The organism is Microcystis aeruginosa LEGE 91341 (genome assembly GCF_015206885.1).
Taxonomy (GTDB): Bacteria; Cyanobacteriota; Cyanobacteriia; order Cyanobacteriales; family Microcystaceae; genus Microcystis; species Microcystis aeruginosa_H.
The window spans coordinates 1-9,889 of the sequence record NZ_JADEXY010000152.1; the positions used below are offsets into that span (position 1 = coordinate 1).

The 9,889-nt window shown below is 47.8% G+C and carries 4 protein-coding genes and 2 tRNA genes; 3 read left to right on the forward strand and 3 right to left on the reverse strand.

Annotated features, from left to right (window positions below):
• Positions 1-128: 128 nt before the first annotated feature.
• Both IQ234_RS17965 and IQ234_RS17970 read right to left on the reverse strand, forming a co-directional pair.
• A complete protein-coding gene (locus tag IQ234_RS17965; RefSeq protein ID WP_193958079.1) occupies positions 129-3,098 on the reverse strand; it encodes a peptidase domain-containing ABC transporter in 2,970 nt (989 codons plus the stop codon).
• Positions 3,099-3,174: 76 nt separating this feature from the next.
• Complete coding sequence (locus IQ234_RS17970; protein ID WP_193958080.1) at positions 3,175-3,960, reverse strand: peptidylprolyl isomerase; 786 nt, start codon at positions 3,958-3,960, stop codon at positions 3,175-3,177.
• A 431-nt stretch (positions 3,961-4,391) separates the two neighbouring features.
• On the opposite strand from IQ234_RS17970, the gene IQ234_RS17975 reads away from it, so the two are divergent.
• From IQ234_RS17975 to IQ234_RS17985, 3 genes are all read left to right on the forward strand, one after another.
• Positions 4,392-4,476: transfer RNA gene (locus tag IQ234_RS17975), tRNA-Ser, on the forward strand.
• 106 nt (positions 4,477-4,582) lie between these two features.
• Positions 4,583-5,098: a GNAT family N-acetyltransferase gene (locus tag IQ234_RS17980; protein ID WP_104397101.1), complete on the forward strand. Its 516-nt coding sequence runs from the start codon at positions 4,583-4,585 to the stop codon at positions 5,096-5,098.
• Between the two features lie 40 nt (positions 5,099-5,138).
• Positions 5,139-5,212 (forward strand) — tRNA-Pro (locus IQ234_RS17985).
• A gap of 505 nt (positions 5,213-5,717) precedes the next feature.
• On the opposite strand, the gene IQ234_RS17990 is transcribed toward IQ234_RS17985, so the two are convergent.
• Complete coding sequence (locus IQ234_RS17990; RefSeq protein ID WP_193958081.1) at positions 5,718-9,749, reverse strand: DNA-directed RNA polymerase subunit beta'; 4,032 nt, start codon at positions 9,747-9,749, stop codon at positions 5,718-5,720.
• Positions 9,750-9,889 lie beyond the last annotated feature (140 nt).

The window sequence follows — 9,889 nt, forward strand, 5'->3', positions numbered from 1 at the left end:
ATTATGAATTATGAATTGGGGAGAGGGTAGTGGGGTAGTGGGGATCATAAATAAAGACAATCTCCTGACTACCGGCTTCTGACTCCTGTCTCCTGACTCCTGTCTCCTGACTCCTGTCTCCTGACTGACTAGATTTGCGAATCCTGTTGTTTATAGAGAGTATAGTAAAGGCCTTTTTTGGCCATTAATTCCTCGTGGGTGCCTTCCTCCGCTACTGTTCCTTTATCCATCATGACAATAATATCGGCGGATTTGATCGAAGCTAAACGATGGGTGATAAAGAAGACCGTATGATCCTTGAAAGCTTCCTTGAGATTCAGACACACTTGCCGTTCGGTGTTATAGTCGAGGGCGCTGGTGGCCTCATCAAGAATGAGAATTTGCGGTCTTTGCAGGACGGAACGAGCGATCGCAACCCGTTGTCGTTGTCCCCCCGATAAGGATGCCCCCCGTTCACCGACGCGGGTATTATAGCCATTGGGCAGGGTCATAATAAATTCGTGGGCTGCGGCTGCTTTTGCTGCCGAGACAATTTCCTCCACAGTAGCATCGGGGTTAGTCAGGGCGATATTTTCCTGTACCGTACCGTCAAATAATAGGGTTTCTTGGGGAACCATGCCGATTTGACGACGCAGGGAATAGAGTTCCACTTTGTTGATATCGTAGCCGTCGATGAGAATTCGTCCCGATTCTGGTTCGTAGAGACGAGCTAATAGTTTAGTGATGGTACTTTTCCCGGCGCCACTTTCTCCCACCAAAGCGACAAAAGTGCCGGCGGGGAATTCTAAATTGACGTTGTATAGTTGCAGGGCGCCGTGGGGATTGAAGCGGAAAGCCAGGTTTTCGTAGGTGACAGTGCCTTTAATTAAGGGCATGGGGATGTTTTGGCGATCGAGTTCCGCTTCCTGGGGAGTATCGACGATATCGGCCAATCTTTCCAGCGATAGGCCAGTTTCTTGGAAGTTTTGCCAGAGTTGGGTCAAACGCAGGATCGGCGAGGTAACGTAGGAAGAGATAATCCGGAAGGCGATTAATTGACCAAGGGTGAGTTTTCCGTCTAAAACTAAGGCTGCTCCCACCCACAGCACTAATAAACCCGATAATTGGTTAAAGAAGTGACTAAAGGAACCGGCCAAAGTTGAGGTCATTACCGTTTGAAAACCTTCGGCCACATAGCGCGCATAACGTTCTTGCCACTGCCAACGGGAACGCAATTCGATATTCTGTGCTTTTACCGTTTGGATTCCCGTCATCACCTCCACTAGATAGGATTGGGTTTCGGCGTTTCGTTCTGCTTTTGCTCGCAGTTGTCGCCGCACGATCGGTGCGAAAATAGCTGTGGAGAGAACTAAAATCGGCACGACTCCCAGGGCCCAAACGGTTAGGATCGGGCTATAGATCAACATAACCACGATGTAGATAACCGAGAAAATGGCATCTAATACCACCGTTAGGGCTGTACCTGTTAAAAATTGCCGAATATTCTCTAATTCGTTGATTCTTGTCGAAATTTCCCCCACAGGTCGCCGTTCAAAGTATTTCAGCGGTAAGCGCAGCAGGTGATCGATAATTTCTGAACCGAGGGTCATGTCGATGCGGTTAGTGGTATCGACAAAAAGAGATGTTCTCAAAAAGGTTAAAATTCCCTCAAAAACGGCAATTACTAAGAGGAAAACCCCGAGGGTGTTCAGAGTTTCCGGGCTATTCTGCACGATCACTTTATCGATGATCACCTGAATCATCAAGGGATTGGCCAGGGCAAATAACTGCACGAAGAAAGAAGCGATAAAAACTTCTATTAAGACTCGTTTATGTTTCTTGACAGAGGGCCAAAACCATGATAAACCAAAACGCTGTTGCTGGGTGTGTTTGGTGGGTTTAAGCAGAATTACTTCCCCTTTTTCGTCCCAAGATTCCAGAAATTCGCTGGTTTTGCGTTTAATTATCCCCCGTTCGGGAACAGCGATCGTGGTTTCCCGTTGATTAATTTCGTAGAGGATAACGATGCTGTCTTGCCAGCGAATTAGGGCAGGAGGGTTGATATTGGGCAAGGAAGAAGCATTTAGGGGTACTAATTGGCTATGGAGTCCCACTACCTCGGCCACAGCCCCACACAGAGGTAGGGAAAGGCTGCCGGTTCTTTGCAGTTGATCCCCTAGAATGCGTTGGATCACGTCTTTGCGAAAGGGAATATTAAAATATTTGCAGAGCATCTGAAAACAGGCACTCACCGCCTCTAGTTCCGTTTTTCCCCTGAAAAAAGGATATGACTTGCGGTTTTTCTGGACAGTTTTTTCAAGGTCGATATCGCTGGTGATGTCGCTGATTCTTCCTTGGGGGATATCTAATACCTGGGTGGGTTTATTTCCCTTAATGACTTGGGTTTCCCAGATATCATCCGTTTCTGTTTCCGCAGCCGCTTCGGTTGCAACTGTCAAGAATTCGTCTAACTGGTCGGAGGAAAGACCTAATAAGCGCGTGCTAGTCGGATTATTCTGGGTGATAACTGTGCCGGTAGGATAATTATCAGTATTTTCGCTGACTAACCAGAGATAATCATCATTAATCTGGTTGTAGGACACACAAGCTCTGTTTAAAAGGGCCTGTGCCATTTCTTTCAGGTCCCCCCCACCCCAGGCCTGTTGATTAAGATAGGAGCCTAGGACAGCATAAACTTCAGCGATCGAGGTTTGTTGAAAGAAATATTGCTTAAATTCGGGGTAATTATTGATTAAAGACCAAAAATCTTCTTCTTTTAAGGTTAGACAGATAGTGACTTCCGAAGAAGCGATCACCGTTTCACAAGGACTACCGCGCAGGAGACTGAGCCACCCGAATAAATCCCCGGGCTGCAATTTAGCCAAAGTGACCGGCAACGGATTGTTCACCCTAGCATCATAACCCAAAAGTCTGGCCTCTCCCTCGTAGAGAAGGACGAGGTGAGAGGGTAAGCGATCGCACTTGAGTATGGCATTGCCCATCTCATAGCGAAAGGGTTGTAATTTCTGGCCCAGAGAACGTCTAACCTCGACGGGCAGGCGATCAAAGGGCTGTACAGTCTCCAGAAAGGCGGTAAAATCTAAAGTGGTATAACTCATTAGCTAGGCGAAAATTGACTAAGTTGGCAAATAATTAGGGGAAAAGACTGGGTTTACCCAGTATTGCGAGGAAATGCTATATAATCGATACCTGCTCGCTATTGACTGGGGCTTGCCCTGAGCTTTGTCGAAGGGTTGATTCGGAGATAAATTTCACTGTTTGCATTTGAGTCATTAACCATTGTTGGAATAAATCATTGCGTAAGCGTTGACGGGTGGGAGGATCCAGTTCACAGGATAAATATTTTTCTAACCGGACAATCACGACCCATTCTCCCACTTGCGTCGGTGGCCACAGTTGCCCCGGTTTACTTGCCTTGAGAATTTGCCCAATCTGGGGATGGGGAGCACTCAGTTCCACCGGTCCGATTAGTCCTCCAGTTTCCGCTTCTGATCCTTGGGAGTATTTTTTGGCTAGTTCAGCGAAGCTATTTTCTCGATCCTGTATTCGGAAAAATAGTTCTTGGGCAATGCCGATATTTTTTGTCCGAATCAGGGAATAAACCACTTTATCCAATTGATTTTTGACTTGCAAGAAGTAGGATTCTACTTTGTTATCCCAAGTCTCCTGTTTAAATTTTTCTAATTTAATGTCCCGCACAATTAGATATTCTAGTTGCTCGGAATCCATCCCGTTTTGTTGTAACCAAGATTTCATTTGCTCATCGTTGGCAATTTGATTATTTTGATAGAAACGGGAATAGGCCGCGTTTCTTTCTTCGGGATTGCAGGTGATATTGGCGATCGCTTGCTCGATAATCACTTCCCGGATTAACTGCGGCATCATACCATATTTTGCCAAAAGAGGCAAGACATCTGAGGCGCTAATTTTTTGGTCGCCGATTTCAATAATTGAACTCATAATAAATACATCTTCCTCACAGAAATGTTTAAAACTATAAACTCTAGGGGCTTCTAAATTTTATTGAGGTGACTATACGTCAAAACAGCAATTTCAAGGCACTCCTCCCTATTCTAATTTGAGTTTTCTCCCGTGAAAGCCGAAAATTACAGAAATTAAAGGAATAAGTCAGTCATCCCGGCGGGGGTGGTGAGGCGAAGTAGTCTGGCCTATCGGCCTCCGTCCCAAATCCTGCTCAGAAACCCCTAATCACACTTCTAATGTACTAGAATAGACCTCCTGCACTCTTGCAGAAGTCGGGGAAGGGGGAAAGGGGAAATTTTAATCTTTAACCCTTAACTCTATAATATGCAACCCTTTTACCTACATTTGCAGAAAATTTTTTGATTTATGCAAGAGATCTAATGATAGGATATAGGTCTAGCTGCCTTGGAGAGGTGGCAGAGTGGTCGATCGCGCTCGACTTGAAATCGAGTAACCAGCAATGGTTCGTGGGTTCAAATCCCACCCTCTCCGTACTCACCCAATCACATTTGGACTCCGGTTGCCCGATTGTTCTTAGAGAGGGGAAAATAAAATATACTAGGCTAAAAGGATAATATTGAGGCAGTAGCCCCCCGGCATGGTTTTTTGGAAAAGATTGTTTAATAGTTCCGAAGTCACTGCATCACCTGACTATTCGGGAGACTTGGTAGAGGTTGCCCAGAATGACCTCGGACAGACGCGAGTGTTTTTTAGTACCGATCGAGAGCTAGATCTATACGAGTTAGAAGAACTTTGTGACTCGGTAGGTTGGGCCCGTCGTCCTTTACGCAAAGTTAAAAAGGCGATCGAATGTAGTTTTTTAGTGGTGTCGATGTGGGAAGTGCGAGGCAATCGCCGTCGTTTAGTGGGTTTTGCTCGTGCCACTTCCGATCACGCTTTTAATGCCACGGTCTGGGATGTGGTTGTTCATCCTCACTATCAAAGTAAAGGCTTTGGTAAAGCAATGATGAAATTTATGATCAGGAAGTTGCGGGGTGAAGACATCAGTAATATAACTCTTTTCGCCGATCCGCAGGTGGTGGATTTCTATCGTCGTCTCGGTTTTGTTCTCGATCCCGAAGGTATCAAAGGGATGTTTTGGTATCCTGATTAAGAATGCGGCTCTTAAGCTATACTAAAAAAGGAATCGACTTCGGGATGTAGCGCAGCTTGGTAGCGCGCCTGCTTTGGGAGCAGGATGCCGCAGGTTCAAATCCTGTCATCCCGACTTGAGAGAAAATTCTTCAAATCTCAACCTTGTACCCTTTCTGGTTGACGAAAAATGCTGCCTTCTTTATTGCCAAACAGAGGTGATACTATAGCGGTAAGTGCTTGAGTGAGATACAAACCAAGCTTTGCCTAGCATGGTTTATAGCTCGTGACACTGTACCTCATACGACTGCACACCGCTATATAGTCATTTCAGATAAGTCTGATACAGTCTAGACCGACAAAACCCTTATGAACTCTGGGATTGATATTCTCAATCTTAATTGAAATGACTATAAATCCTGTTTAGAAGGTATAGGGGAGTGGGGAGAAGGGAGAAACAATCCATAACTTGGGAGTTAATCACACTATTAAAAACGGATTTGGTGTGAATTAGCTGGAAAATTAGGGAGTTTGGGGAGAGAAGTAGGGGATTTTTGGGGAATAACAAGGGTTTTTCTCTGGAAAAATTGCCATTGTCTCCCCGTGTCCCCCACTGCTTCCCGTCATATCTCGACAGAAGATTATTCTTCTTCGTAATCCTCCTCGAAATCGTCCTCATCCCCTTCGCCGTCAACTTCTGACCAGCTGTCGCTGATGGGTTGGCGACTAAAGCGGCTGCTGCCGCGGGAGGAGAGAAAAGCCATTTCATCATCCTCTAAATCGACCACATCACCCTCAGCGTAGGCGCGAGCGGTTTGATCGTCAAGAATCATATCGCTATCCTCACTACTATCGCCGAAACCGGGACGAGGGGGGAAACCGAGGCCGCCGGGGGGAGCGTAATAACCACGATTGTTGTTGTAGTTATATTCCTCCTCTGGGGGGGTGTAATCGCTGATCCCCGCCATGTTTTCGTGGGCATTAAAGCCAGTACCCGCTGGAATCAGACGACCGATAATCACGTTTTCCTTGAGACCGCGTAACCAGTCAGACTTGCCTTCGATCGCCGCTTCGGTGAGGACGCGGGTGGTTTCTTGGAAGGAGGCGGCACTGATAAAGCTATCGGTATTCAGGGAAGCTTTGGTGATCCCCAGTAGTACAGGCGTATATTTAGCCGCCGCCCCACCAGTGATTGACATGGCTTCGTTTACCGTCTCCACCTGTCGCAGTTCCAACAATTCCCCGGGCAACATACTGGTATCGCCACCGTCATCGATCCGCACCTTAGAAGTCATCTGACGCACGATCACTTCGATGTGTTTATCGGCAATATCGATCCCTTGGGATTGGTAAACCGACTGTACCTGATCGACGAGGAACATCTGGGTTTTTTCCAAAGCCTTCAGGGCCGCCTCGTAACTGCCCAAGCTATCCACATAATAATTAAAGAACACCTCTAAAATCTCGTGGGGATTAGCCTGGCCATCGGTTAACGCCTGACCCACATCGATACGCTGATTATCGCTCACCAGAGGGTTTTGACTGCCTAAAAGCGGATATTCAGTGATCGTGCCGTCATCCTCGACCACCTTAATATCGACAATCTCAGAATCTTGGTACTCCACTTGACAAACTCCCGGTTTGCGTGCTAGTACACAGGCCTCTTTCGGTTTGCGCGCTTCGAGTAGTTCTTCGATTCTCGGTAAACCTTGAATGATATCCCCAGTTTTCGAGCGCTCAAACACCAACAGCACCAAATTATCGCCCCGTTGGACTAAATCCCCCTCATCGATGTGCAGAATGGCCCCTGCCGATACTCGGTAGGGTCGGGCCTTACGCAGACGGATTTCATAGCCGGTGGTGGTTTGGTCAACGGCCAGTACTTGACCGGAATTGGGGGCTAAAACTCCGGCAGCGATCTCAGCTTCGGCGATTACCAGATCCCCAGCTTTGACGGTGGGAGCAACAGCCTTGCCCTGAGCTACGTCGAAGGGGAGCGGGAGAATAAACTCGTCACGGTCACTGACAATTAAAAGACGGCGTACCGCTTCGCTTCCCTTGCGAATCCCGCGAATTTCGCCAGCTTCCTTACACTGAATCTCAGTCCGGGCCACCACTGCCCCCGGTGGAATTTCATCGCCATCTTGGACGAGAACGCGAGTCTGAATATTACCCCCTAAAGGATCATTATCACTATCTCGACGCAGCACCAGGGATTCGAGAATAACTAACTGTAAACGCTGACAATCCCTGTCCTCAATCGGTTCTAACTCGATATCTGCCGTCAGATGGGAGACCGATTCTGGTTCTTCGCTAGAAATTTCTAGGACTAATTGGGTGCTGATCAGTTGACAACCCTCGACGGATTTAACTCTTTCCCCGTCTTTAAAGAAAATGCGCTGCACCGATCGCAGTTCGATATGTCGTCCTCCTTCTTGGTTAGCGGAACCTTGGGTGGGAGAAGTGGATTGGTCTTCTACGGCGAACTCCTGTACTGGTCGCAGTAGTAATCCCAAACCCTCGTTAGTTTCCACCCATTCCGCTTGCCGTAACTCCTCGATCGTCACTTCAGGAGTCAACTGTGTCCCGGGGTAAATTAACTGTTCTTGGGCAATTCCGGAGGATTCCGGTTCGAGATCCATAAATAACAGCCCCGGTTTGACAATAATCTCCCGGAGGATGTCATTTTTCTGGATCACTTCCACCACACCGCTAGAGTTGCAGAAGATGTCTTTAACCACTTCTTCCCCCGCTTCCACATACTGCCCATCTTCCACCTGTAAGAGGGAGATATCTTTATTGACTTCGTGGGTTTCTTCGGGAATCCAGAGGATTGTGCCGCCTTTGGTGATTTCATAACCCTGTTTGCGGCTGCCTTTGGAGACTTCGATATCGACGTATTTAATCATGCCGCCAGTGTGGGTTTGATAGCGATCATCGATTAACTCGGCGACAATGGCATGATTCTGTACTTTCGTCCCCGGAGTAGTTTTCAGCAGGAAGCGTTGACCATCGACCGTATGAATAATAAATTGTTCCCGACCGGCACTACTTTCTACTTTTACTTCGGCCTGATCCAAAGACACGGAAGCGGTGACGATATCGATTTCCCGGCTATTGGGGGCTAAACGCACCAAACCGCCGTTAGTGGATACTAACTTAGTTTCCGCTAAAACATCTCCCACTTGTACTTGATCGCCGTTACTGACCACGGGTTCGGCCCCTGGGGGCAAGTTATACACTTCTCCGGAGAGAATCCATAGTAATCCCCCCCGTTGGGCGATGCGGGTGGTGTTGCCTTGGCGATCGGTTTTTTCCTCTGGGACTAATTGGGAGAATAGCACCTCGCCGGCTAAGTCACTGGTTACGTCTTTTGTGGCTTTTTCTGTCGATTTTTGAACCTTATCGGAGGTTATTTCCGCCAGTAACTGTTCCTCACTTACCGTCGCCCCATCGGTGACGAATAGCAGCGATCCCGGAGTTAAAGAGTAGGTGACAGTTTCTTTAGTTTTATCCTTCGGTGTTAATTTAATTTCCCCTGGGGCCTCCACCTGATCCCGTTCGTCCCCGTGGCGAGTTCGCACGTTACGGATACTTAACCCCGGCAGAAAACGCACTGTTCCCTCGAAGGGACTCCGCACTTGCCGGGCCACTTCTCCGGTAAATACGCCCCCGGTGTGGAAGGTACGCATGGTTAACTGAGTCCCCGGTTCCCCGATCGATTGGGCGGCAATAATTCCCACTGCTTCCCCCATATCCACTGGATGACCGTGGGCCAGACTCCAACCGTAACAGGTTTGACAAACCGAGCGGGCTGCTTCACAGGTTAAGGGGCTGCGGACTTTGATTTTATCGACCAGTTTGCCCAGTTTTTCGGCCGTTTCGTCATCGATAATCTGGTTGCGGGTGGCGATCACTTCTCCCTTGACCACCACATCTTCGGCCAGGGAACGACCTAATAGGCGATCGCTTAAGGGAATTAACACGCGATCACCGTCGGTCATGGCGGTTAATTCGATGTAACGATTAGTGCCACAATCTGCCTCGCGGACGATGACATCTTGGGACACATCCACGAGACGACGGGTAAGATAACCGGAATCTGCCGTCCGTAGGGCCGTATCAACTAAACCTTTGCGGGCTCCGTAGGAGGAAATAACGTATTCGGTAACGGTCAATCCTTCCCGGAAGTTAGTCTTAATCGGGAGGTCAATAATTTCCCCCTGGGGATTAGCCATTAATCCCCGCATTCCCACTAACTGACGCACTTGGCTCATATTACCCCGCGCTCCGGAGAAAGCCATCATATAGACGGAGTTGAGGGGATCGGTGACTTGGAAGTTGCGAATTACTTCATCTTTAAGCGATTCAGATGTACTATTCCAAGTGTCGATTACTTTTTGGAAGCGTTCCACTTCGGTGATTTCCCCGCGCACATAACGCTGTTCGGTTTGCCGGATTTCCTGTTCGGCACTTTCGATCATTTGTCGTTTAGCCGGCGGTACGGTTAAATCATCCACACTAATGGAAACCCCTGCTTTGGTAGCGAAACGAAAACCGAGGTTTTTCAATTCATCGGCCATTTGTGAACAGCGCGCCGAACCGTAGTTTTGATAGGCCCAAGCGATCAGTTTTTTCAGTTTTCCTTTGTCAACAGTTTGGTTATAAAACATCTCGATCCCAGTAACAAGTAAACAGCTATTAGCTATCAGCCATCGGTGAACAGTAACAAGATTGGTTATAGGGGTTAGGTGTGGGGTGTTGGGGTGTTGGGGTTTTAGGGTTTTAGGGTGTTGGGGTTTTAGGGTGTTGG